The sequence below is a fragment of the Saccharopolyspora montiporae genome (assembly GCF_015209505.1).
Taxonomy (GTDB): domain Bacteria; phylum Actinomycetota; class Actinomycetes; order Mycobacteriales; family Pseudonocardiaceae; genus Saccharopolyspora; species Saccharopolyspora montiporae.
Genome location: NZ_JADEYC010000019.1, coordinates 167216 through 191061, shown reverse-complemented (window position 1 = coordinate 191061; position 23846 = coordinate 167216). Strand labels below are relative to the sequence as shown.

Annotated in this window: 23 protein-coding genes; 13 read left to right on the top strand and 10 right to left on the bottom strand. The window is 72.1% G+C overall.

Annotated elements, in window-relative coordinates; all coding sequences use genetic code 11:
• Window positions 1-179: 179 nt before the first annotated feature.
• The 6 genes from IQ251_RS12990 to IQ251_RS12965 form a co-directional block, all read right to left on the bottom strand.
• A complete protein-coding gene (locus IQ251_RS12990) occupies window positions 180-428 on the bottom strand; it encodes a hypothetical protein (RefSeq protein ID WP_193928789.1) in 249 nt (82 codons plus the stop codon).
• Between the two features lie 26 nt (window positions 429-454).
• Window positions 455-670, bottom strand: coding sequence for a hypothetical protein (locus tag IQ251_RS12985; protein ID WP_228046662.1), 216 nt, complete (start codon window positions 668-670; stop codon window positions 455-457).
• 52 nt (window positions 671-722) lie between these two features.
• Complete coding sequence (locus IQ251_RS12980) at window positions 723-2504, bottom strand: hypothetical protein (protein ID WP_193928788.1); 1782 nt, start codon at window positions 2502-2504, stop codon at window positions 723-725.
• A 62-nt stretch (window positions 2505-2566) separates the two neighbouring features.
• Entirely contained in the window at window positions 2567-4402 is a 1836-nt protein-coding gene (locus tag IQ251_RS12975) for a hypothetical protein (RefSeq protein WP_193928787.1), read from the bottom strand.
• A gap of 538 nt (window positions 4403-4940) precedes the next feature.
• The gene (locus tag IQ251_RS12970; RefSeq protein WP_193928786.1) at window positions 4941-6071 is read right to left on the bottom strand and encodes a serine hydrolase domain-containing protein; all 1131 of its coding nucleotides are present in this window, start codon (window positions 6069-6071) and stop codon (window positions 4941-4943) included.
• A complete protein-coding gene (locus IQ251_RS12965; RefSeq protein ID WP_193928785.1) occupies window positions 6068-7393 on the bottom strand; it encodes a flavin-containing monooxygenase in 1326 nt (441 codons plus the stop codon). The genes IQ251_RS12970 and IQ251_RS12965 overlap by 4 nt, the downstream gene beginning before the upstream one ends.
• Window positions 7394-7759: 366 nt before the next feature.
• On the opposite strand from IQ251_RS12965, the gene IQ251_RS12960 reads away from it, so the two are divergent.
• The 6 genes from IQ251_RS12960 (at window position 7760) to IQ251_RS12935 (ending at window position 12712) form a co-directional block, all read left to right on the top strand.
• Window positions 7760-8008, top strand: a complete 249-nt coding sequence (locus IQ251_RS12960; protein WP_193928784.1) for an Orn/Lys/Arg family decarboxylase — start codon at window positions 7760-7762, stop codon at window positions 8006-8008.
• 268 nt (window positions 8009-8276) lie between these two features.
• Window positions 8277-9563, top strand: a complete 1287-nt coding sequence (locus tag IQ251_RS12955; RefSeq protein ID WP_193928783.1) for an alpha/beta fold hydrolase — start codon at window positions 8277-8279, stop codon at window positions 9561-9563.
• A gap of 136 nt (window positions 9564-9699) precedes the next feature.
• Window positions 9700-10206: a pyridoxamine 5'-phosphate oxidase family protein gene (locus IQ251_RS12950; protein WP_193928782.1), complete on the top strand. Its 507-nt coding sequence runs from the start codon at window positions 9700-9702 to the stop codon at window positions 10204-10206.
• 17 nt (window positions 10207-10223) lie between these two features.
• Window positions 10224-10718 carry a nitroreductase family deazaflavin-dependent oxidoreductase gene (locus tag IQ251_RS12945; protein ID WP_193928781.1) on the top strand — a complete coding sequence of 165 codons (495 nt, stop codon included), beginning with the start codon at window positions 10224-10226 and terminating at the stop codon, window positions 10716-10718.
• Between the two features lie 198 nt (window positions 10719-10916).
• Window positions 10917-12155, top strand: a complete 1239-nt coding sequence (locus IQ251_RS12940) for a lipase family protein (protein ID WP_193928780.1) — start codon at window positions 10917-10919, stop codon at window positions 12153-12155.
• Between the two features lie 107 nt (window positions 12156-12262).
• The gene (locus IQ251_RS12935) at window positions 12263-12712 is read left to right on the top strand and encodes a cupin domain-containing protein (RefSeq protein WP_193928779.1); all 450 of its coding nucleotides are present in this window, start codon (window positions 12263-12265) and stop codon (window positions 12710-12712) included.
• Between the two features lie 43 nt (window positions 12713-12755).
• Here IQ251_RS12935 and IQ251_RS12930 read toward each other — a convergent pair whose 3' ends face one another.
• Window positions 12756-13199 (bottom strand): nitroreductase family deazaflavin-dependent oxidoreductase, encoded by a 444-nt coding sequence (locus tag IQ251_RS12930; protein WP_193928778.1) that lies wholly within the window; start codon window positions 13197-13199, stop codon window positions 12756-12758.
• Between the two features lie 132 nt (window positions 13200-13331).
• Here IQ251_RS12930 and IQ251_RS12925 point away from each other — a divergent pair, with 132 nt between their 5' ends.
• Entirely contained in the window at window positions 13332-13709 is a 378-nt protein-coding gene (locus IQ251_RS12925) for a hypothetical protein (protein WP_193928777.1), read from the top strand.
• On the opposite strand, the gene IQ251_RS12920 is transcribed toward IQ251_RS12925, so the two are convergent.
• Both IQ251_RS12920 and IQ251_RS12915 read right to left on the bottom strand, forming a co-directional pair.
• Window positions 13706-14602 carry an NADP-dependent oxidoreductase gene (locus IQ251_RS12920; RefSeq protein WP_193928821.1) on the bottom strand — a complete coding sequence of 299 codons (897 nt, stop codon included), beginning with the start codon at window positions 14600-14602 and terminating at the stop codon, window positions 13706-13708. The two genes, IQ251_RS12925 and IQ251_RS12920, sit on opposite strands and share 4 nt — an antisense overlap.
• Before the next feature lie 70 nt (window positions 14603-14672).
• A complete protein-coding gene (locus tag IQ251_RS12915) occupies window positions 14673-15107 on the bottom strand; it encodes a winged helix-turn-helix transcriptional regulator (RefSeq protein WP_193928776.1) in 435 nt (144 codons plus the stop codon).
• Between the two features lie 53 nt (window positions 15108-15160).
• Here IQ251_RS12915 and IQ251_RS12910 point away from each other — a divergent pair, with 53 nt between their 5' ends.
• The gene (locus IQ251_RS12910) at window positions 15161-15685 is read left to right on the top strand and encodes a PaaI family thioesterase (RefSeq protein WP_193928775.1); all 525 of its coding nucleotides are present in this window, start codon (window positions 15161-15163) and stop codon (window positions 15683-15685) included.
• A gap of 75 nt (window positions 15686-15760) precedes the next feature.
• Window positions 15761-16705 carry an alpha/beta hydrolase gene (locus tag IQ251_RS12905; protein ID WP_193928774.1) on the top strand — a complete coding sequence of 315 codons (945 nt, stop codon included), beginning with the start codon at window positions 15761-15763 and terminating at the stop codon, window positions 16703-16705.
• Between the two features lie 36 nt (window positions 16706-16741).
• Here the strand turns inward: IQ251_RS12905 and IQ251_RS12900 are convergent, their stop codons facing one another.
• Window positions 16742-17506 carry an SDR family NAD(P)-dependent oxidoreductase gene (locus tag IQ251_RS12900; protein ID WP_193928773.1) on the bottom strand — a complete coding sequence of 255 codons (765 nt, stop codon included), beginning with the start codon at window positions 17504-17506 and terminating at the stop codon, window positions 16742-16744.
• A gap of 601 nt (window positions 17507-18107) precedes the next feature.
• Between IQ251_RS12900 and IQ251_RS12895 the strand changes: the two genes are divergently transcribed.
• From IQ251_RS12895 to IQ251_RS12880, 4 genes are read left to right on the top strand one after another with little or no spacing between them, the layout of a single operon-like run.
• Window positions 18108-19154: a glycosyltransferase family 2 protein gene (locus tag IQ251_RS12895; RefSeq protein WP_193928772.1), complete on the top strand. Its 1047-nt coding sequence runs from the start codon at window positions 18108-18110 to the stop codon at window positions 19152-19154.
• Window positions 19142-19573, top strand: coding sequence for a GtrA family protein (locus tag IQ251_RS12890; protein ID WP_370591372.1), 432 nt, complete (start codon window positions 19142-19144; stop codon window positions 19571-19573). The genes IQ251_RS12895 and IQ251_RS12890 overlap by 13 nt, the downstream gene beginning before the upstream one ends.
• Window positions 19567-21807, top strand: coding sequence for a hypothetical protein (locus IQ251_RS12885; protein WP_193928771.1), 2241 nt, complete (start codon window positions 19567-19569; stop codon window positions 21805-21807). The genes IQ251_RS12890 and IQ251_RS12885 overlap by 7 nt, the downstream gene beginning before the upstream one ends.
• On the top strand, window positions 21804-23762 hold the full coding sequence (locus IQ251_RS12880) for a PIG-L family deacetylase (RefSeq protein ID WP_193928770.1): 1959 nt from the start codon (window positions 21804-21806) through the stop codon (window positions 23760-23762). The genes IQ251_RS12885 and IQ251_RS12880 overlap by 4 nt, the downstream gene beginning before the upstream one ends.
• Window positions 23763-23846: the final 84 nt, after the last annotated feature.

Below are 23846 nucleotides of genomic sequence, written 5' to 3'. Positions count from 1 at the left end.
CTGTCCCGTCCGGGTGCGCGGAAGCGAGGTTGTGCGAGTAGATCCCGTATTGCGCGTTCTGCTCGACGGCGCTGCACCGGCGCGGGGGATCTGTGTTGCGCGACACCGCGCCGCCGCCGAGGTGATCGCCTCGGCGACGAGCGCCGCCCCAGGAGTGGCGCTCGCCGCCGAGAACGCGATCAGCTCCCGGGCAGGAGCTGGCCGGGTACCTCCGCCACCGAGTCGATCAGCCCGAAGACCGGGACGCCGAGCGGGGAGAAGGTCCACTGGTCGTGCAGATCGTCGGTGTCGGGTTCATCGACGACGGCCACCCCGTCGTCCTCGCGCGTCATCGCGTCCTGCGTCGCCGCCAGCGCCGATCCGCCGCCGACGAGCACGGCGGCGCCGACGCACAGCGCGACGAACGCGCCGCGTACCGGTGTCCTCATGGGATGCGTCCTTCCTGCGCGAATGGTCACGGTGCGAGCGAATCGAGCACGCCGACCACCGGGGCGAGCGCCTCGGTGGGCAGCTGGACGAGCGGATCCACCACCGGTCCGATGTCCACCCCCGGCAGCAGCCACGCCGACGGGGGCTCCTCGGCGGCGTGCGCCACCCCGCCGAGGGCCAGGCACGCCGCGGCCGCCAGGCACGTCGCGGTACCGAACCGGGTCAGCGATCTGATCATCATGTCCCTCCGTTCTTCCCTCGCCGCTCCCGCAGCGGGAACGGACGTCTCGTGGTCAGCCCGGCAACGGGCCGGAGATCGCCACGACGGTGCCGTGCGGGTTCCACTGGCCCGCCGCGGCGCTGCCGTGCATGGACATGTCGTGCCCGGGCATGTCCATCTTCATCACGTCGACCTGCGCCGAGGCGTAGATCGCCACCGGACCGGTCAGTTCCTGGCCCCGGGTCCGCAGCCACGCGGTGAACCCGGACACCGACGGGACCGAGCCGGGGAACAGCGCGTCCACCGCCATCCCGTACTGCAGCGCGCGCCCGTCGCGCGGGTCGAAGCGCAGCGGAACCGACGCGGTCGCCACCGAATTGGCCAACGGGGCGTTGAGCAGCCAGGGGGCCAGGTGCACGCCGTGCGTGAGTTCGAGTCCCCGGCCCTGCAGCCCCCGGAGTTCGTCCAGCCTGCGCTGCGCGGCCTCGTACCCGGACACCAGCAGCGCGGCATCGCCCGACTGCGGAGCACCGTGCACCGCGATCCGGTGCTCGGCCGCGGCGTCGCGGACCGCGTCGGCGGCCTGCCGGGACCGGGGCGAATCGTCGCCGAGCAGCGCGATCGCGGGTGCCTTCCGGGCGGCCAGATAGCCGACGGCGCTGCGCAGCGCCCCGGCATCGGCGGTGCTGAGCTCCTGCGACGGGCAGCTGGAGACCGCATCGCGCGAGCCGGCCACTCGGGCGGCCAGTGCGGTGCCCGCGCACTCCGGTCCGTCGGGTCCGGTCGCTCCCGTGACGGCGGTGCGCACCTGGCCGGTGTCCACGTCGACAGCGGTGCTGCCGTGCCCGCCCGCGTGCTGCACGGTCAGCCGGCTGCGCCCCGCGGCGAGGTCGACTTCCGCCCACCGGCCGCTCGTCCCGGCCCGCTGCTCGGTCCGCACCGGTTCGCCCGCACCGACCACCTCGATGCCCTCGCCCGCGGATTCGGGCAGGTGCACGAGATTGCGGCCGGGACGTTGCGGCGTGACCAGGATCGGAACCGGTTCCCCGTGCAGGGAGGATTCGGCGATGAGCGGTGTCCCGGGCCGCGGTAGTTCCGCAGGCGGCGGTACAGCGGGCAGCAGCCAGGAGGCCACCAGCGCCACGACCAGTGCGACCGCCGAGGATTCGGCCGCCCGCGTCGTGCCGCCGCGGCGCAGCAGCACCGCGGTGACCAGCAGTACGGCGACGGAAGCCGCCGCGATGAGCAGCAGAACCTGGCCGTAGGAGGTGGTGAGCACCCGGCGGTCGCCGAGCACATCGGACAGCAGCAGCGGACCGAGTCCGGCGAGCGCGATCACCGCTGCCGCCACCCGGGTCGCTCTCCGCGGATGCCGGAACTGCGGCGCCCGCTCCGGGACCGCTGCGGTGCTCGACAGCGCGAACAGGCCGATCCACGCGGTGCCCAGCACGGTGAGCACCGCGATCGGCAGGCCGGTCCAGCCGTGCCCGCCGGCTGTCTCCAGCGCGAGCACCAGGGCGAGCAGCGCTCCTGAGGCCGCCGCTGCGGACGGTCTGCGCGGGATGGTCGCCAGCACGGCCAGCAGCAGAAGCGCGTGCGCCCCGGCGGTGGACGTGCTCACCTCGCGCAGCGCGATCGAACTGCCCAGCGCGGCCAGGCCGACCGCGCCCGCGGTGGAGGCGGCCACGAGTGCGCGGCGCGCCACGATCTCGACGGTCGGGCGCAGCAGCCCGATCCCGCCGACCAGCGCGGTGCCGGCGAACAGGAGCAGGCGGAGCACCACGCCCAGCACGTCGACGCCGGTGACGCCGGTCGGCTCGTGCTGGGCTGCGCCGTGCTCGTGGAGTGGGGTCATCGTGCTTCACCGATCTCGCGAGGGGGAGACCGGGTGGCGGCTCGGCCGCCACCCGGTGCGGGTCATCGAACGTCGTCGTCCGCCACGACGAACAGCTCGGAGTGCGGTTTGGCGTTGCCGAAATCGCCGTGCGGCCAGCTCCGGCGGTTGAAGTTGATGCCGACCTCGCCGGTCACCTCGTCCCGGAACGACTCGTCCAGCGACAGCGAACCGTCCGGGTCCAGGTCGACCATGTTGACCTTGTGGTCACCGTCCAGCCCGGATCGGGCGACGAAGTAGTTCGACAGCGCCAACCGGCCCGGTTGCTCCGTCTCCCGGTACTTGCCGTCCTCGCCGAGCTCGAAGTTGTCGTAGGCGCCCCAGTGCGGGCCCTGGCCCGGTTGGCCCGGGTTGATGCCCTGCGCGCCGGACAGGGTCGGGCAGTCGGCCTCGTTCCCGCCGTTCGTCGCTTCCTCGGGGGTGTCGATCGAGCACTGCACGTCGTTGCCGGACGCCAGCAGCTCCCGGATGTCCAGTGTGTACACACCGCCGGTGGTGCCGGGGTCGTCGTCGCCGAGCGTGCCCGGCTGCCGCCCGGTCACCGCGTGGTAGAGGAACCGGTCGTCCGGACTGGTCTGCACCCAGCCGCCGTTGGAGCTGCTGCCGGAGTCGTCGTTGCCGGGGTCCAGTGCCTTGCCCGCCGAACCGTCGTCGAACACCTGCCGCCAGTGCGGTTCCGGCGCCGTGATGTCCGGGGTGTAGAAGATCGCGCCGCCCTGCATGGTCTGCGCGAACGCACCCTTGTTCTCCGGCTGGTTGGTCACCGTGGTTTCCATGACCGCGCGGCTCTCCGCGTGCAGCGGGTCGGATTTCTCCGCGCGCGGGCCGTCCGGCAGGTAGGACACGGCCTTGAGCTTCGGCTCGTTGCGGTCCGAGATGTCCCAGGTGCGCACCGTGGGCCGCCGCAGGTACGGCGACGGTTGCTTGACCGGGTCCAGGATGATGTTGCGCGGCTCGGCGTAGTCACTGGTGACCAGCGTGTCCAGGTCCTCCCGCGCCTGGATGCCGTGCGGGTTGGCGCAGCTGGGTTTGCCGAGCTGGGGCAGGTTTTCGCACAGCTTCTCGTTGTCGCCCTGCGGTGTCGCCGCGGGTGTTTCGGAGAGAACCTCGCCGTTCTCGTCGAAACGCACCACCTCGCCGGGGCTTCCGGCGAACCCGTTGCTCATCTGCACGTCGCCGTTGGCGTAGGCGTGCGGGCCCGGCGCGATCGGCCCGCCCATGTAGGTGCCGTAGGCCGTGCCGTCCTCCAGGGTCCAGTAGGCGTCCGGCACCGAACCGCCCGGCGTCTGGGTGGGCAGGCTCTGCCCCTTCAACGTGATGTTCGGCAGGTCGGTGGCGTCGAACGCGTAGGTCACCGCCCCGAACAGCGCACCGGCGAAGATGGTGTCGCCCTTGTGCCAGACGTACTGCATGTGGTGCGGCTCGTTCTCCACCAGCGGTCCCACGGTCGCGGTGTTGGCCACCTGGCCGTAGGTGGGCGAGCCCTCCGTGGCGTCGATGACGGCGAGGAAGTCCGGGCCCGGCAGGGCGTTCTTCACCTTGTTGACCGGTTCGGCCAGCGAGCCCGGCAGGTCCTGCACGTCGTCGACCGCGGTATCGGCGATGTTCTCGTCGCCTGCCCAGACCAGCAGCCACTGCTTGGGTTTCCCGTCCGCGGACTTCGGCTCGGCCACCTCGGGGACGATGTGGTTGGTGACCGAGTACTCCTTGCCGTCAGCGGCTTTCACGGTGCTCTGCGAGACCTTGACGTCGGCGTAGGCGTTGTCCGTGCCGGGCGGGAAGCTGACGGTGCCGAAGACGAGCGCGACGCTGGTGATGCCCAGCAGCGGTCGTCTCCACCTGGCTGGTTTCCACTTCATCGGTGTTCTCCCGTTTTTCGTCGGGTGAGCAGGTGGTGTCCGCCGGGCGCGACGTGCGCACCCGGGTGCGGCGGTGCGAGACCGGACGACGAGGTGCGGGAGACGCGCGCCGTGGCACCGGGAACGGCGCGGTGCGGCCGTGATCCGGTGTGCGGAGGGCGAGGACGGGAGGTGGGGTCGTCCGGAGGACGGGCGGGTCCGGTCAGGCCCGCGGGCTGTCGCTACACAGTGCGCTGGCTTGGTGCTGCAGGTCCACGTGCAGCCGAGCCACCAGGGTGGGCAACCACGACATGGCCACAGATCTTCGATCCGCGATCGCGGGCGGTCAACAGTCGACCACGCTCTGGGACGTGCGGCGCGTTCCTATCTGGTGGGAAGCCGTTGCACAGCCCCGATCGCCGCGCCCGCACCGGCGTGGCCCGTTCGGCGGTACCGGTCCCGCCGGGAGACCGGGGCCGGTGGTGCTCCCCGCGGATGCGCTGCCGGGAGCACCGGGACGCGACGGCTCGTCCGTCCGCCGAGCGGCGTCACCCCGTCCTCACCGATCGGCCGCGGCGTAGACGGCGTCGAGGTAGGCGGTGGCGTTCGGGGCGCCGATCAGCGGGCGGTGCAGCCTGTTCATCACGTAAGCCACCGTCAGGCGGCGGTCGAGATCGTTGACCACGACCGAACCGCCGAACCCGGTCCACCAGCAGACCCGGCCCCGGGGCACCGCGGGCATCGCAGCCGGTGCGGGCAGCGCGTAACCGAGCCCGAACCGCAGCGGCACGCCGAGCACTCGGTCGACGCCGGAGGACTGCACGTCGAAGATGCGCTCCAGCACGTCTTCGGAGAGGAACCGGTGTCCGTCGCGGACACCACCGTGCGAGACGACGGATTGCAGCTCGGCCACCGAACGCGCGTTGCCCTGCCCGTTCATCCCGCCGATCTCGGCGGCCAGGAACGGGCGCGTGCCGGTGATCGACGGTGGCACGACGGGATTGCCCAGTACCTCGGCCGCCAACCCGGTGGCTCGCGGTGCACCGGCAGGCGGCGGTGCTGCGACGAGTGCCGCGACGCGCGGATGCACGTCGTCCGGGGCCCCGAGCCAGTAGTCGGCGCCGGCCGGTGCGCAGAACTCCTCCCGCAGCACGGTGCCCAGCGAGCGCCCGGTGATCCGGCGGACGATCTCGCCGACCAGGTGCCCGTGGTTGATCGCCTGGTACCCGGACCCGTCACCGGGCGTCCAGCGGGGCGGTTGCGCGGCGAGCTTCGCCGCCGCTGCCCGCGCGTCGTAGAGCTCGGGCAGTGATATCGGATCCGCCCAGGTGCACACCCCGCTGGTGTGGCCCAGGACGTGCCGCACCAGCACGTCCTGCTTGCCCGCGGCGGCGAACTCCGGCCAGTACTCGGCGACGGGCGCATCCGGGTCCAGCGCCCCGCGATCGACGAGCGCCAGCGCGACCAGGGCAGTCATCGTCTTGGTCAGCGAATACGTGTTGACCAGCGTGTCCGCCGTCCACGGGATCCCGCGCTCCGCGTCGGCCAGCCCGCCCCACAGGTCCACGAGCACGTCGCCGTCCCGGATGACGCACACCGACGCCCCGACGTCCGCACCGGATGCCAGGCGCTCGGCCAGTAGCCGGCGCACCGCGGCGAATCGCGGCGCGCAGCGCCCCTCGACGGTCACCGCGCCCGCGCCCCGACGCGCTTGCGCCCCGCGGCGAGTTCCTTGTGCAGGTCGCGGACGTAGCGGGCGAAGTCGACCTGGATGGTGTGCCGGGGTGCGCTGTAGTACTGCGCGAGGTGCGCCTTCTCGTCCCGCTCGATGGCCGAGGCCATGGCAGCCGGCCCCGGAAGCCGGTAACTGCCGTCCAGGTGCTCGGCGATGAGCTTGCTCTGCTGTTCGGCGAGGTTGACGATCGTCGGCGACGCCTGCGCCAGGCCCGCGTAGTACAGGTTGTCGATCCCGGGGCGCATCATGCGCTTGAACAGCGGCATCCGGTGCTGCTCGTCCGGCAGCAGCGCGGGATCGTCGAAGAACGGGAACCGCATGTCGTACCCGGTGGCGAACACGATGACGTCCGCTCGGACGCGGGTGCCGTCGGTGCAGACCACGGCGTCACCGTCCAACCGCTCGATCTCCGGGACGCAGGTCAGGTCACCGGATCCTGCCTTGGCGAGGAAATCGACGCTCACCGACGGGTGCGCCGACAGCGGTTCGTGATCCGGTTCGGGCAGCCCGTAGTCGGCCATGTTGCCCAGCGATTTGCGGATCGCGCGGCGTGCCAGTCGCAGCCCGAGCCGCTTCGGCATCCAGGGCGGCATCATCATCTTGTCCGCGGGTTTGCCACCCCGGTACTTCGCCAGCACCCACACGCCGCGCCGGGCCGACACCCACACGTGCTCGGCGATCGAGCGGTGCGAGAGCTCGGCGGCGATGTCCAGCCCCGAGTTGCCCATCCCCACGACGACGACGCGCTTGCCGCGCATGTCCACCGGTTCGAACGGGCTGCGGTACTGGTGGCTGTGCAGGGTCACTCCGTCGAAGGTGCCCGGGTGCTGCGGGATCCGCGGGGACCAGTGGTGCCCGTTGGCGACCACGAGCGCGTCGTACTCCCGGACCTGGCCGGTGTCCAGCACGATCCGCCACGTTCCGGCATCGGTCCGCGAAGCGTGCTGCACCGAGGTGTTGAACGTGATCGAGTCGCGCAACCCGAAGTGGTCGACGTAATCGCGGAAGTAGGAGTGGATGAGGCTGTGGTGCGGGAAGTGCGGCCAGTCCGCCCCGGCCGGGAAGTCCTCGAATTGCAGCCGGGTCGTCGAGGTGTCGATGTGCAGCGACTCGTAGCACGCGGACCGGCCGTTGGGGTTGTCGAAGTACCAGTTCCCACCGATGTCGTCCGATTCCTCGAAGCAGTCGTAGGGGATGCCGTGCTCGGCCAGCCGCTTGGCCGTGGTGAACCCGGAGCAGCCGGCGCCGATGATGCAGACCGTCGGGTGAGCGGGCATGGAGCACCTCTTCCGTTGGGTGCGCGCCACGGTGGCAGCACGGCGGCGGCTGGTCCACGGCTCGTCCCACTGGCTCGGAGTCGGGCCGCCCCCGGAACAGTGAGCGGAACGTGCGACCGGAATTCGACCCCGCAGGAATATGCGGCGCGCAGCCCGATTCGACGTGGAATAGGAATCGCGGAATATCATCGGGAAACAGCGTTCGACGGGGGTTTTCCGATCTCATGCTCGGCGGATTCGTGCTGGGCAGGTCGCACATATCCTGGAGGGGCGGGAACGAATCGACACCGCGCTGCTCACCTTCCCGCTGCCCGCCGAGCCGGCCCCGACGCGGCAGCAACGCGGTTCCCGGAAAACGGAGAATCGGTGCCCCGCACCGAGTCAACGGCGGTTCGGCAGGCCCGGACCACCGCCGCCGCGAAGAAGACCGTCGAGAAAGCCGCACGTCTGCTGTGCGACAGCTGCGGGGCGCGCTGCGGGACGAACGGAACCGAAGCACCGCTGTTCGCGGCGTTGCAGGACTTCGACCGGCGGCTCCCGGGTTTCGAGTCCGACGTGCACGGGGTGCGCAGAGCGGCGGACGGCGGCTACCTGCTCGACTGCGTGGTCGACTGATCCTGCGGGTGCTCGCGGTGCGCGAGAGACGCACCGTGCCCGCAGGGGCCGGTGACGCGCCGCTTCCCGGCGTGGAGGGCCGGCGCATTGGGAAATCCGCGCTGAAACATCATTTCCGCGAACTCAGCCGGTCGGGTCGCGGGAGGCGGGCACAGCTTGTGGGGCATCGTCGCGGAGCTGTACAACCGGGGAGCCGGGCAGCGTTCCCCGATGATCGACCGGGGAGAAAGCGCGCCCCGCAGCGTCGTCCCCCGGGAGGAGGCGTCCGATGTCTGCGGACCGACGCACGGGTCTGGCCCTGATCATCGCCGGTGTCCTCGCGGCCGTCGGTGGCTGTGCTGGGCAGCCCGATCCGCCCGCTCCGCCCCCTGGGGCCGGTCCCGCGGACCAGTCGCCCGGAAACCCGGTGCAGCAGCCGCCTTCCGAGGTGCAGGACCAGACACCGGAGGAGGCGAAGCGGGACGAGGACGCCAACGCGCTGCCGCGCGACGGGTTCTACTCGGCGGAGCCCAGCGGGGCCGACCCGGGAACGCTGCTGCGAGCCGAACCGTTCCGCGGTTGGCACTTGCCCCCCGGGATGCAGGGCACCCGGATGGTGTACGAGTCGCGGTCGGCCGAGGAGCAGCCGGTGGTGACCTCGGGCGCGGTCGTGACTCCGGAAGGCGAACCACCCGAGGGGGGATGGCCGGTCATCGGGTGGGCGCACGGCACGAGCGGTGTGGCGCCGCAATGCGCCCCGAGCCTGATGAAGGACCTCTACTACGGCGACGTGCTCGCCGAGTACGTCGCGCACGGATACGCCGTGGTCGCCACCGACTACGCGGGTCTGGGCGCGGGCGAGGGGCACGAGTACGACACGATGCCGGCCAACGCCAACGATGTGCGCTACTCGATCGCGGCGGCAGCGGAGGCCGTCCCGGGGCTCGGCGACCGCTGGGTGGCGGCCGGACACTCCCAGGGCGGGCAGGCCGCGTGGGGCGCGGCGAAGCAGCAGACGGCCGACCCGGTCGGCGAGCTCGTGGGTGCGGTTTCGCTGGCCCCGGCGACCCGCATCGACCAGGCGATGCCCGAGTTGAGCCGCACACCGGGTTCGGCCGTGTACCTGCCCTACCTCGCCTACGCGATCGCGTTGCAGAATCCGGATTTTCAGCCCCAGGACATGCTCACCGATGCGGGGATGCAGAACTACGACCGGTACGTCAACGACGGCTGCCTGCCCTCGGCGATCGCGCTGACCGGTGCGGCGACCCCCGCCGAGTACCTCAAGCCGGAGGTGAACGACAACCCGGCGGTGCAGCGGCTGATCGAGCAGAACGAGTACGACACCGAGCCGCTCGACGTCCCACTGTTCGCGGTCTCCGGCGCGCAGGACACCTCGGTGCCTGCGGACACGGTCGCCGGTGCCGCCGACCGGCAGTGCGGCCAGGAGACCCCCGTGCAGTACCGCGAGTACGCCGGCACGCACGATTCGCTCGTCACGGAGTCGGCCGAGGACCAGCTGCAGTGGATCGCCGACCGGTTCGCCGGGCAGGAACCCCCCGACACGTGCCGCTGACGGTCGCGTCTTGCGCCATACCGGTCAGCGGGACGTCCCCACCGGGCGGCGGGACGGATCAGTAGGTTGTCCGCGCATCGGGCATCGCCGACGGGCCCACGTCCGGCACGGCGCGACCGGGAAAGGACGGGCACGGGTGGGGAAGAACCAGCGTTCCCAGGTCGAGATGACCTCCGCGGAGATCACCGACCACGTGGCGGCCCGGCGCACGGCGGTCCTGGCGTCGCTGGGCCCGACCGGCCATCCGCACGCGGTCGCCATGTGGTTCGCCGTCCTCGACGGCGTGCTGTGGTTCGAGACCAAGGCCAAGGCGCAGAAGGCGCGCAACATCCGCCGGGACCCGCGGGTCACCGTGCTCCTGGAGGACGGGCTGACCTACGACGCGCTACGCGGTGTGTCGCTGGAAGGTCGTGCCGAGATCGTCGAGGATCCGCAGGCGCTTTGGGCGGTCGGCGTGGGCATCTGGGAGCGCTACCACGGTCCCTACGACGAGGAGGTTCGTCCCTTCGTGGAGACGATGTTGCACAACCGGGTCGCCGTGCGGCTGGACGTCGAGCGGACCCGCTCCTGGGACCACCGCAAGCTCGGCCTGGACCCGATGCCGCTCGGCGGCAGCACCGCGCCGCAGCCCACCGACCGCTGACCTGCGCAGGAGTCGCCATGGGACGGTTCAGCCTGCCCGATGAGGCACCGCGCGGCCTCCATTCACCGATCACGGCCGCGATGATCAAGTACATGGCCCGGATCCAGGTGCGGGTCTTCCGGGCCACCAACGGGCGCATCGGCAGGATGTGGCGCGTCGGGGCCGGTCTGCGCAAACCCGTCCCGACGCTGCTGCTGGAGCACCGCGGCCGCAAGTCCGGGCGAGTGTTCACCACTCCGCTGCTGTACCTGCGGCGCGGGGACGACCTCGTCGTGGTCGCCTCCCAGGGCGGACTGCCGCAGCACCCGCAGTGGTACTTCAACCTGCTAGCGCACCCGGAAACCCGCGTCCACCTGCCCGGCAGGCGCGGTGTCGCAGTCCGGGCGAGTGAGGCCGTGGGCCGGGAGCGGGACGACCTGTGGGAACGGCTGGTCGAGCACTACGCCGACTTCGCCAAGTACCGGTCCTGGACCGAGCGGGAGATTCCGGTGCTGGTGCTCACCCCGCGCTGACCCCGGCGCGAACCGCCCTGCCGCGCATCGAACACGCGCTGCCATGACGGTCAACCAGCCGTGTGCGTAGTGCTTTTCGACCTTGTCGGGTCGGATTGCCCGCTGTACAACGAGGACGGCCGACATGCCGGAACGGCGGCGGCCGGTGCGCACCGTCGATCCCGTCCCGCACCGGCAGCACCGGGAGGGGAACAGCGCATGGCGCACCGACGCGGGTGGTTCGCCGCTACCGCCGCCGGAGTGCTGGCGGCGCTCGCCGGCTGCGGGGCCGACCCGCAGTCCGGGCGGAGTACCGGCGCGGGGTCCGAACCGTCCGACCGGGTCGTGGAGCGGGCCGAAGCCGAGCAGACGGCGAACGCCCTGCCGCGGGACGGGTTCTACGCGGCCGAACCCACCGGTGCGGAACCGGGCACGCTGCTGCGCGCGGAGCCGTTCGGCGGCTGGTCCCTCCCGGACGGTGTGCGCGCCACCCGCATCGTGTACGAATCCCGCTCGGCGCAGCACGAGCCCACCGCCACCTCGGCGGCGGTGCTCACCCCGGGCGGTCCCCCACCCGAGGGCGGGTGGCCGGTGATCAGCTGGGCGCACGGTGCGACCGGGGTCGAGCCCGACTGCGCGCCCACCCTGATGCGCGACCTGCACGGCGGAGGCCGCTTCGCGGACTACCTCGACTGGGGTTACGCGGTCGTCGCCACCGACTACTCGGGCCTGGGCGCCGGGCGCGACCACGAGTTCAACACCATGCCGGCCAACGCCAACGACGTGCGCTACGCGACCGCCGCAGCGGGTGAGGCCGTCAGCGGGCTCAGCGACCGGTGGGTCGTGGCCGGGCACTCGCAGGGCGGGCAGGCCGCGTGGGGTGCCGCCGCGCAGCAGACCGCGGAACCGGTCGGCGAGCTGGTCGGCGCCGTGGCGCTGGCGCCGGCGACCCCGCTGGACACCGTGCTTCCCGAGCTCGGCGACCGTCCCGGTGTCGCGTCCTATCTGCCCTACATCGCCTACGCGCTCGCCGTGCAGGACCCGGGGTTCCACCCGCAGGAAATCCTCACTCCGGCGGGCATGCGCCAGTACGAGCGCTCCGTGCACGACGGGTGCATGGGCGTCGGTGAGGCGCTCGGGGCGCGCGGGACCGCCGACGAGTACCTCAGGCCGGATGCGACCGAGAATCCCGCGGTGCGCCGGTTCATCCAGCACAACCGGTACGACGATGCGCCGTTGGCCGCGCCGCTTTTCGTGGTGTCCGGGGCCGCGGACGCCTTGGTGGCCGCGAAGACCGTCGACGCCGTCGTCGCCGAGCAGTGCCGACACGCGACGCCGGTGCAGTACCGCGAGTACCCGGGCGGGCACGACACGGTCGTCCGGCAGTCCGCCCCCGAGGCGCTGCAGTGGATCGGCGCCCGCTTCGCCGGGATGCCGCCACCGGACGGCTGCCGCTGACACGCTGCGCGGGAACCGTCGGCACTCCTTGACGCGTGCTGCGCCTCGCGGTTCGGTGAACCGAGGCCGACCGCGAACCGGCGCGGAGCACGACACGGAGGACTGCGATGAGCGACGCCTTCCACCCGCATCTCGACGCCGCGGAGCGCGCGGTGCTGCGCACGCGGCTGCACCACGTCCGGGGTGCCGACCTGGACGGGCGCACCGCGCAGACCGCGGGCATGACGCGGCTCGCGGCCATCAGCGGGGACGCGGTCGGCTCGGAGCGCATCTGGACCGGCGAGACCCGCGTCGCGCCGGGGGCCGCGTCGGGCGACCACCACCACGGCGAATCCGAGACCTCGATCTACGTGGTGCGCGGCAACCCCGAGTTCGTCTTCCACGACGGGACCGGCGAGGTCCGGCTGCGCACCGAACCCGGCGATTTCGTCTTCGTGCCGCCGTACGTCCCGCACCGCGAGGAGAATCCGGACCCGTCCACCGAAGCGGTGGTGGTGATCTCGCGCAGCACCCAGGAAGCGATCGTGGTGAACCTGCCCGAGCTGCACCCGCTGTGACCGGTGGGCGGCCCCGCGATCCGGCGGCCGCCCCCGGTTCCGGTCATCCGGCCACCGGCTCCAGCACGAAGACCGGGATCACCCGGTCGGTTTTGCCCTGGTACTCGGCGTACTCCGGGAACGCCGCCACCGCGCGGTCCCACCACGTGGCGCGCTCCGCCCCCTCGGCGAGGTGCGCGGTGCAGTCCAGCACGCGCGGCCCGTCCTGCAAGCGGACGTCCTGCGGGAACGTCATGAGGTTGTTCGCCCACACCGGATTGTTCGGGGCACCGCCCAGCGAGGCCACCACCGCGTACCGCTCGCCGTCGCTGACCCGCATCACCGGCACCTTGCGCGTCTTGCCGGACCGGGCACCCTTGGTGGTCAGCACCACGCAGGGGCGGTCCTTCATCGTGCCGCCGTCCGCACCGCCGCTGGCCTCGTAGCGGGCGACGTGGTCGGCCACCCAATCCCAGGCGTTCGGTTCGTACTCGCCGTCCAGAGCCACTGTCGGCCTCCTGTTCTGCTGCGTAGCCCCGAGTGTGCCCGCTCGGCGCGGGGGAGCGGTACCGGACCGGGTCTCGGTGGCCGCGCCCGGGACGCGCTCGTAGCATCTGCGCACCGGCGGGAGGGGCTTCGGTTGCTGCGGAAGGTGCTGTTCGGCGCGGTGGCACTGCTGCTGGCCTGCAGCGCGGCGGTGAGCGCGGCGGCCTGGCCCGAGGCCGGGGTGCAGCGTTCCTGCGCCGGCAACCGCGGCAGCTCGCTGGGCGTGACCTGCGTGCAGCTGCATCCGGCCGGCGACGGCGGTGCGGTCGTGCAGGTCACCCGGACCGCCAACGCCAACTGGTGCTCGACCGCCCGCCTCGCCGGGAGCGGTGCGCGGGCCGAGCAGGCGACGTGCGGTGGTCGGCAGGAGGAGGTCCGCTGGCGGCCCGCGGTCGAGGTCGCCGGCCGGGTGTGCGCGTGGTGGACCGCGACCCCCGATCATCGGCCGTGCATCGAACCGGCTCGGTCCTAGGACACGTCCAGGGTGAGCTTGCCGGAATGCCCGCCGGTTTCGCTGTCCCGGTGCGCCCGGGCCGCGTCGGTGAGCGGATAGCTGCGCGCGTGCCGCAGCACGAGCCTGCCGGCCACCACCTGCTCGGCGAGATCGGTGAGCACACCGGTGGTGCGGTCGCCGGGCTTGCCGCCGGAGAAGACCACCCCGTGCTCGTCGGCGGCCGGATCGGCCAGCGTGATGATCCGCTCGGTGCTGCCGCGCAGCACCGTCGAATCGCCCAGTACTCCGGCGCCGGCGGCATCGAGCACCGCGTCCACCCACGGGGTCACGCGGCGCACGCGCTCGACCAGGCCGGGTCCGTAGCGCACCGGCGTCGCCCCCAGCGAACGCACGTAGTCGTCATCGTGCGCACCGCACGTGCCGAGGATCCGCGCGCCGCGGGTCGCGGCCAGTTGAGTGGCCAGTGAGCCGACCACGCCACCGGCTCCGTGCACCAGCAACACGTCGCCACGCTGGACGTGCAGCAGTCGCAGCCCGCGCAGCGCCGCCTCCCCGGCGACGGGCAGCGATCCCGCGTCCTGCCAGCTCAGCTCGGCGGGTTTGCGGGTGAGCACACCGGTCAGCGCGCGTTCGGCGTAGGCGCCGCCGCGAGCCCAGCCGAACACCTCGTCGCCGACGCGGAACCCGGCAGCTGCCCCGGCGGCGTCGACCGCACCGGACAGTTCCAGACCCGGGCGGTGCGGCAGGGTCGGGTTTCCCATGACACCCGCGCGCAGCTTGCCGTCGGCGGGGTTGACCCCGGCGCAGCGCACTGCCACCCGCACATCGTCGGGCCCCGGCTCGGGGACCTCGACCTCCTGCACCTGCAGCACGTCCGGGCCGCCGAACTCAGCGAACTCGACGGCCCGCATGGTCGCTCGCGTCGTCACGCGGACAGTCTGCTGGGCGGCCGGGGCGGGCGCAGCACGCCGGGGGTGCCGGTCACCCGGTCGGCCGCGCGTCGAGCCCGCGGCCGGTGTCGTCGAGCCGGTGCCCGCGTGCGCACCGCAGTTCGGCGCGCACCGGGCTGCCGCAGTCGGCGTGCAGCAGTCGCAGCGGGGGACTGTCCGGGCCGGTCAGGTGCCGGTCGCCCCACTGCATGAGCGCGGTGAGCACCGGCTGCAGTTCCCGGCCCGCCTCGGTGAGCCGGTACTCCTGGCGGGTGCGCGCTCCGGTGTCGCGGTAGTCGTCCCGGCGCAGCACCCCGTGCGCCACCAGCGCGTCCAGCCTGCGCACCAGCACGGCGCGGGGCGCCCCGGTGGCCGCGCGGATGCGGTCGAACCGGTGCACGCCGAGGAAGACCTCGCGCAGCACCAGCAGGCTCCACCGCTCGCCGACGATTTCCAGGCTCCTGGCCACCGAGCATTCGCGCGCCATGGCTCGATGGTACTGGGTTCAATAAGCGAACCCAGATGGGCTAGGGTGCCGCCATGACGACCACCGGAAGCACCACCCAGCAGTCCTGGGGCGAGCCCCGCAGCAAGACCGTCTCCTGGTACGACCCGCAGGTGGGCAGCACCGCGGGCGCGGAGATGTCCGGGTTGGAATACCTGACCGCGATCGCCGAAGGCCGCCTGCCCGCGGCACCGATCGGCGGCTTGCTCGGGTTCCGCGCGGTCAGCGTCGCCGAGGGCGACGTCGTCTTCAGCTGCGTGCCCGACGAATCGGTGTACAACCCGATCGGCACGGTGCACGGTGGACTGGCCTGCACGCTGCTGGATTCGGCGACCGGGTGCGCCGTGCACACCACGTTGCCCGCCGGTACCGGTTACACCTCCGGCGAGATCAAGGTGAATTACCTGCGCCCGATCCGCGCCGGGAGCGGGGAGCTGCGCGCGCACGGCTGGGTCAGCAAACCGGGCCGCCGCATGGCCTTCGCCGAAGCGGATCTGCGCGACGCGCAGGGCAAGGTCCTGGCCACCGCCAGCAGCACGTGCCTGGTGATCCCCGGCTGATCCCGAACCCGACGCCGAATCCCCGGGCGGTTGGTAGCGTCGCCGCGATCGACCGGTCGGCGTGCGGGAGGCGACGTGACATCTCGGCATCTGGTCCACCCCGATCTGCGGTTCGTGGTGGAGCAGTTCCCCGCCGTGGATCTCAGCGACGAGCGGCTGGGTGTGCTGCGCGGTGCCATCGGCGATCTGGACGTCGGTGAGCCGTCCGCGCAGGTGCGCACCACGGAGCGCTCCGCGACCGCCCCGGGCGCGCAGCGGGTGCGCGTGCTGGTCAGCAGGCCCGCCGGAGCGGCCGAGCACGACCTCCCGGTGCTGGTGTGGCTGCACGGCGGTGGCTACGTCCTGGGCACTCCGGAGATGAACCAGCCGCTGGCCGACGAGCTGGTCACCGAGCTGGGCTGCGTCGTGGTCAGCGTCGACTACCGGTTGGCGCCGGAGACCCCGCACCCCGGTCCGGTGGAGGACTGCTGCACGGCGCTGCGCTGGGTGCGCGCCAACGCGGCCGAGTTGGGCGTGGACGAGGCACGCATCCTGGTCGGCGGGGAGAGCGCGGGCGGCGGGTTGGCGGCTGCGGCCGCGCTGCTGGCCCGCGACCGCGACGAGGTCGGACTGCGTGCCCAGCTGCTCGTGTACCCGATGCTCGACGACCGCACCTGCGTCGATCCCGACCCGAACCCCTATGCCGGGGAGTTCGTGTGGACCCGCGCGCAGAACCGGTACGGCTGGCAGGCCCTGCTCGGGCACGAACCGGGCCTGCCGTCGGTGAGCCGCTACGCGGCGGCGGCCAGGGCGGAGGACCTCGCCGGAGCGCCCCCGGCGTTCTTGGCCGTCGGCGCCTTGGACCTGTTCGTGGACGAGAACATCGGGTACGCGCACCGCCTGTTGCGCGCCGGGGTGCCCACCGAGCTGCACGTGCAGCCGGGAGCGGTGCACGGCTACTTCAGCGCCGCGGGCACCGCACCCGGTGACTGGCTGCGCGGGCGGGTGTTCGAGTACCTGGCCGCCGCTATGCGCGCCTGAGCACCTGGTCCCGCTCGCCGGAACCGGGTGCGCCGGTCATACCGCCGACCAGCCGTTGTCCACCGGCAGCAGCACACCGCTGATGTTGCCGGCCTCGTCGGAGGCCAGGAACTGGATGGCCGCGGCCAGCTCGTCCGCCTCGCCGACCCGGCCGATGTTGCGCATGTACGAGCCGATCACGCCGGGCCCGGGTGCTTGGGCGTCGGCATCGACGGTGATGTTGGTCGCGGTCGCGCCGGGAGCCACCGCGTTGACCCGAATCCCCTTGTCCCGGTACATGACCGCCGCGGAGCGGGTCAGCCCGAGCACGCCGTGCTTGCTCGCGGTGTAGGCGGCACCCGCCGCGCTGCCGCGCAGGCTGGCTTCGGACGCGGTGTTGACGATCGACCCCTTGCCCTTCTCCAGCATCGCCGGGATCACCGCGCGCATCAGCTTGAACGGGGCGGTCAGGTTGATCCGGATCAACCGGTCCCACTCGTCGTCGGTGATGTCGGCCGGCGCGGACATGGTGTCCATGATCCCGGCGTTGTTCACCAGCACGTCGATCCCGCCGAACCGGGTCCCCGCCGTGGCCACGACGTCGTCGATGACGCCTTGCTCGCTGAGGTCCCCGACGACGGCGACCGCGGCGCCGCCCGCCGCGGCGATCTCGTCGACGGTGCGCGCCGCGGTGTCCCCGTCGAGGTCGGCGACCACGACGTGGGATCCGGCGGCGGCGAAGCGCAGTGCGGCGGCCCTGCCGATCCCGGATCCCGCTCCGGTGACGACGACGGCTGCGCCCTGCAGACCAGATGTGCTCAACGTTCCTCCTGACACCCTTCACCGACCGGTACGTCCACTGAGGATACCTGTGCGGCGGGAGTGGCAAGGTCCACAGCGGACGCCTCGCGGCGGCGGCTTCCCCCTGATCGCGGAGCGCCCCGGCGCCGATACGCAGCGTGTCCGGTTCGTCCGGTCTTCACGGATCACGCTATGGGGTGGCCCCGATGATGTCGATGTGCGGCCGGGGTGGCCCCGGATTACCGTCGATCGGGCCGTGATCGATAGACGAACGGGAATTCGGCGAACTACCCCGCGGGCGCGTGCGACAGCTGCGCACGCACCGTTCGGCCGCAATCACCCGGCTGTCCGCCGGTCCTGGCGTGACGATCTTGGAGGTGGTGGATGCTACGCCCGTACACGCGGAAAGCCCACCGCTGCAACGGATCTCCGATGTTCCGAGCGGCCGGGGGGCAGCCGAAGATCAATATCGGCCAACCCGGCGCCGCGCCGAAAATGATCACGAGATCATTTCCGCATTCTGCTGGATCCCGTTCATTCTGTGCCGCCTTACCCGGCCTGTCCACCGGCCGAATTCCCCGAGGGTGATTTCCGGATTCCCCGATCTTGCGCGAGAGCGGTTATGGATCTTTCTGTAGTGGTCCCGTGCTTCAACGAGGAGCGCGGTTTGAAGGAGCTCCGCGAGGAGCTCAACGCCGTGCTGCCCGCCCTCGTCGGCCGGTACGAGGTGGTGCTCGTCGACGACGGCAGCTCCGACGGAACCCTCGACGAGGCCCGGCGGCTGAGCTCGCTGGACCGGCGCTACCGGTACCTGTCGCTGAGCCGCAACTTCGGCAAGGAAGCCGCACTGCTGGCCGGGATCCGCGAGGCGACCGGGGACCGGGTGCTGCTCATGGACGCCGACCTGCAGCACCCGCCGTGGCTGCTCAACGACATGCTCGGGCTGCTCGACTCCGGCTACGACCAGGTCGTCGCACGCCGCGACCGGGACGGGGAGCCGCGGGTCCGGTCGCTGCTGTCCAAGATGTACTACATCGGGGTCAACAAGCTCGCCGACGTGCCGCTCGAAGACGGGGTGGGCGACTTCCGCGTGCTGTCCCGCCGCGCCGCGGACGCCGTGCTGGCCATGCCGGAGAGCAACCGCTTCTCCAAAGGCCTGTTCGCCTGGGCGGGCTTTCGCACCGTGACGCTGCCCTACGGCAACGTCACGCGGAAGCACGGCGAATCCGCCTTCAGCTTCGGCAAGCTGGTCAACTACGGCATCGACGGCGTCGTGTCGTTCAACAGCAAGCCGCTGCGCGCGGCGATCTACCTCGGCAGCACCGTCACCCTGTTGGCCTTCGTCTACGCGATCTACGTGATCGTGTCCGGGCTGCTCGGAAATCCGGGTGTGCCCGGCTACGCCACCCTCATGGTCGGCATCGCCGGATTCGGCGGTATGCAGCTGCTGTTCCTGGGCGTCATCGGGGAATACGTGGGGCGCATCTACTTCGAGTCGAAGAACCGCCCGCACTACTTCATCCAGGAGTCCGGTGGGTCACCGCACCAGCAATCCGCCCTCCCGCACAGCGTCGGTGACGACTTCACCGGTCTGATCGTGTCCGGCTCCGATGATCCGCTGGTCACCGACCCGGTCACGGGCTCCGGAGGACGCTCGTGCGCGGACTGAGCGAAACCGGCAAGTTCGCGCGGTTCGTCGTGGTGGGCGTGGTGAACACGGTCGTGCACTACCTCGTCTACCTCGTCGCCTGGCAGCTGGTTCCGTACCTGGTCGCGCACGTACTCGCCACCACGGTGGCCATGTCGGCCTCCTACCTGCTCAACTGCCACTTCACGTTCCGCGTCCGCCCCCGACTGCGCACCTTCCTGCTGTACCCGGCCTCGAACGCCACCAACCTCGCGATCAGCACCACGGCGATGGTGCTGCTGGTCGAGCTCGCCGGTGTGCACCCGCTGGCGGCCACCCTGCTGGGCGGACTGCTGGCCACCCCGGCGACCTACCTCGTGAGCCGGCTGATCCTGGCCGCGCCGAACCGCACCCCCAGCGCGCCCCCCGAAGACCCGCTGACGATTGGGAAACCATGGTGACGCACAGCGTCGCAGCCGACCCCGCCGAGACGACCACCGCGCCGGCACCCCGATCCGGCCGGGACCGCGGCCGCCTGGCCGCGCCGATGGTCACCTGCCTGCTCGTGGCCGCCATGGCGCAACTGCCCGTGCTGCGCCCGGGCTGGTTCTACTTCGCCGACGACTCGGCCAACCAGATCCTGCCCATGTGGTACCACCTGGGCCACCAGATCCGGGACGGCGTCTGGCCGCCGGTGCTGGACCCGGACCTGCTGATGGGCGGAAACCTCGCCGCCGAGACGCTGTTCGGGGTGTGGAACCCGGCCAACGCCCTGGTGTGGGTCGGGGTCTCGTTCGCCGCGGACCTGGGTGTGGCCGGGATCGTCGTGCGCACGGTGGCGCTCGCGCTGATCGGGCTGGGCTGCTACCTGGTGTGCCGCGAGTACGGAGCGGGCAGGTGGCCGGCCAGCGCCGTGGCGACCGCGCTGCCTCTGACCGGCTCGCTGCTCTACTACGACGCGGCCAAATGGCCCGCCGCGTTGCTGGCGTTCCTGTGGGTGCCCTACGTGTGGGTGGCCGCGCGGCGGATGTTGCGCGGGCGCACCAACGCGGTGTGGGTGTTCCTGCTCGGATTCCTGGCCGTGACCGCAGGGAACCCCTACGGGCTGCTCGGCGTGGTCGTGGTCCTCGGTGCGCTGCTCGTCGAAGCGGGGTTGCAGCGGCACTGGTCGGCCGCCCGGAGGCTGCTGCTGGTCTCCGTGGCGATCGGGACCGTCGTGCCGCTGGTCTATCTGCCGCTGGTGCGCACGACGCACATGACGTGGCGAACGCCCGGCGGGGTGAGCAACAGCGGTGATCTGACACCGCACCTCGGCGACCTGCTGCAGCTGAGCATGCCGACCTACGTCCCGGACATCCCCGAAGTGGGCGTGCCCGCCGTGTACTTCTGCTGGTTCGCCGTCCCGCTCGCGTTCTGGTGCGACTGGAGCGTCCTGCGCAGGCGCTGGCGCGAGCTGTCCGGCGTCTTCGCGGTCGCGGCCGTGTACCTGCTGGTGGCGATCGGCCCGTCCGAGGTCTGGATGTTCCGCTGGCCGCTGCGCGTGGTGCACTACGGCTACCTCGCCGCGGCCGTGCTGCTGGCCGTGGTCCTCACCGCCGGGCTCCGGTTGGACCGCTGGCGGGTGCGGGCGGCGGGCACGACGCTGTTCCTGCTGTTGACCGTGTACTTCACCACCGCGCGGCTGCCCGAGCCCGCGACGTTGCGCCGAGCAGGATTCATCGTGCTGGTGATCGGATTCCTGATCGCCGCAGCCGTTCTCGCGTACCGGAAACGCGGAACCGGCCGCATGGTCGCGGTGCTGCAGATCGGCACGATGCTCACGTTCTGCGCGCAGGCCGTCTGGTTCATCGGAGGCGGTACCGAACTGCACTACTTCTTCCCGAGCTCGCCGAAGGAGATGCGGGAGAACTACGCCGGCCGCTACGAGGGCCGGGTGCTGCAGATCGCCGACACCGCGCTCAACGGCGACGAATCCCCGGACGGGCCGCGCGAGGTCTGGCGCGACATGGCCGTTGGCAACGCCTTCCTGCCGTCCGGTGTGGACAGCGTCGGTTCCTACACCGGGCTCGGATTCAACGAGTTCACCGACGTGCTGTGCATGCGCTACGAAGGGTCGTCCTGCCCGGAGGCCTACGGCGCCCTGTGGCGGCCGCCGCAGGGCGCGCAGGCCCCGCTCGCCGACCTGCTGCTGCTCGACACGGTCGTGGTGCAGCACAAGCTGATCGCGCAGCCCGCGGTTCCGGAAGGCTGGCACGTCGCCGACCGCACGGAGCGGGTCAGCGTGCTGCGCCGCGACGAACCGGCTTCGGCCACGGACGGCCACCTCAGCTGGAACTCGCCGAACATCCGGCCGAACACCGACGTTTCGGTGAGCAACACCCGGGAGGTCGTCGACGTCGAGCGCACCACCGGCGAGCCGGGTCGGCTGGTCTTCGCCAAGCTCGCCTGGCCCGGGTACACCGCGACGTTCAACGGGGCCGAGGTGCCCATCCGGGCCGGCCCGGCCGGACTGCTCGAAGTCGTCCTGCCCGCCGGGCAGGACGGTTCCGGTCAGCTCGAACTGACGTGGTCGCCGCCGAGCATGCGGCTCGGGCTCGCCGCAGCCGCCTGCGGTGCGCTGCTGGCCGCAGGGGTGGGTCTACAGCAGATCCGGGCGCGCCGCCGGGACGGCATCGCCAGCGGGGCACCGCGATGAGCAGGGCGGTCGCGCTCGTCATCGCCGCGGTCGCGGTCCTGGCCTCCTGCCAGGCACCGCCGCCGCGCGAGCCCGTGCCGCGCCCGCCCGAACCTCCGCCGGAAGCCCGCTACGTGCAGGTGGTGGCCCATCCCGACGACGACATCCTGTTCATGAACCCCGACCTGGCCGAAGGGCTGCGCGCCGGACGGCCGAACACCGCGATCTACCTCACCGGCGGGGAGAGCGATGTGGCCGAACCCGCCCGCTACAGCGCCGAGCGCCAGGAAGGCACCCGCGCCAGCTACGCGCAGATGGCCGCGGCGCCGAACGACTGGCTGCGCAGCACGATCCCGGTGGGGGAGGGCCGGGTCGCCGAGCTGAACACGCTGCGCGCGGACCCCGAGATCAAGCTGGTGTTCCTCAACCTTCCCGACGACGCGAACACGCGGTTCGGTGAGCACGCGCTGACCCGGCTGGCCCGGGACCGGCAGGGGTCGCTCACCGTGAACAGCACCGTGCCGCTCAACGGCACCGTGCAGCACCCGCAGCCCTACGACCGCCGCGCGGTGGTCGATGCGCTCACCACGCTGTTCGACACGTTCCGGCCGACCGTGGTGCGCCTGCAGGACGACCAGCCCGACCAGCGCTACCAGCGCGACTGGGTCGGGGTGCACAACCATCCCGACCACGTGGAAGGCGCCGAGCTGACCAAGGAGGCCTTGGGCGCGCACCGCGCGGACGGTCTGCCGCCGACGGTGCTGACCTACCGCGACTACAACGTGGCCGACGTGCCCGGCGGACTGTCCGATCAGGACAAACGCACCACGCGGGACGCGTTCGCGGCGTATTCCGCGCACGACGTGCTCACCTCCACCGGGGACGTCTACGGCACCTGGAGCGATCGCAGCGCCTATCGGTGGCCGCGCCGCGGTGCCTGGGCGGTGCAGGACGCGCGCGGCGGCGTGCAGGCGTTCTCCGTGCAAGCCCGTTCCCTCGCGCACTGGACGCGCACCGCCGAAGGGGCCTGGCGCGGTCCCGAGCTGGCGCCGGTGCCCGAACCGATGCGTCCGCAGCTCTCCGTCCTGGGCGAAGGGCGCGGCCAGCCCGTGCTGGTGGGGCAGAGCGAAGACGGATCCCGGCTGCTGGTCAAGCGGCAGGACCGCATGGGCGTCTGGCCCCCGCAGTGGCAGGTCCTGGACACGCCGCCCGGGACCGATCCGACCCAGACGGGCCCGCCGGCGGGAACCGTCGACGACGACGGCCGGTTGGTGCTCGCGCTGAAGAACGCCGCCGGCGGGGTCAGCGTCCGCCGGGAGAGCACGCCGGGGACCTTGCAGTGGCAGCCGTGGACCGACCTCGGGGGCACCGACATCCAGGACGGCACTTCCGTGGTGCCCGGGCAGGACGGCGCGGTGCACGTCTTCGCCACCGACCGCGCCCGGGTGCTGCACTGGGCGGTGCCGCGCGCCGGCGCAGCCCGCGCCGAGGACGTGCCGATCGGACCGGGCAAGCCCGCCGGGGCGCCGGTGGCCGAGCAGGCCCGGGACGGCGGAGTCCGGGTGCTGGTGCGCACCGACCGCGGCGGGGAGTTCGTCGAGCGCTCGCTGACGCCGCAGGGGCGGTGGGACGCGCAGCACGCGCTGCCGGGGCCCGGCGGGATCGGCGATCCGGTGCTGACGGCGCCCGGTCCGCACACGCGGGCCGATCTGATCCGGGTGACCCGGGACGGCGCCGGGTCCGTGCACGTGGCCGAACGGATCGGTCCGCGGGCGCACTGGTCCGACCTGGGCGGTGCGGTCACCGACCAGCCGGCCGCGGTCGCCGAACCGGACGGCACGATCACGCTCATCGGGCTCGGCGACGACGGGCGGCTCCTGGTCAACACCGGCTCCCAGGGCGCGTCCGAACTGGCCTTCACCGGCTGGCACCCCGCGGTGACCGCCCCACCGGGATCCGTCGAGCAGGCCGGCTGAACCCGGCCCGGTGGCCGCCGCGGCGAAGCGGCTATCCTCGCCGACCGGGTGCGCACCCGGCGCACCGGACCGGTCAGCTGGAGG